Below are 392 nucleotides of genomic sequence, written 5' to 3' on the forward strand. Positions count from 1 at the left end.
GACTTGCCCCAGCCGCGATGCGAGGCTTCGAGCGCCTGGCGCATGACCTTGGTGTTGCCGGTGCAGTCGAACGTGTAGTCGGCGCCGCCGATCTGGTCGGCGCCGCGCTTGGTCATGTTGACGAGGTGCGGCACGACATCGCCGTCGATCTCCTTCGGATTGACGAAATGCGTCATGCCGAACTTCTCGCCCCAGGCCTTCTTGTCGTTGTTGAGATCGACACCGATGATCATGTCGGCGCCGGCAAGCTTCAGGCCCTGGATGACGTTGAGGCCGATGCCGCCGAGGCCGAAGACGACGGCGGTCGCGCCTTGCTCGACCTTGGCCGTGTTGATGACCGCACCGATGCCGGTGGTGACGCCGCAGCCGATGTAGCAGATCTTGTCGAAGGG

The 392-nt window shown here is 64.0% G+C and carries 1 protein-coding gene; it reads right to left on the reverse strand.

The annotated features are described in order from the left end of the window. On the reverse strand, nt 1-392 hold a 392-nt coding region (locus FCU66_RS40700; protein WP_136625528.1), incomplete at both ends, for a zinc-binding dehydrogenase.

Origin of the sequence: Mesorhizobium norvegicum (genome assembly GCF_004919685.1) — a bacterium.
GTDB lineage: Bacteria > Pseudomonadota > Alphaproteobacteria > Rhizobiales > Rhizobiaceae > Mesorhizobium > Mesorhizobium norvegicum.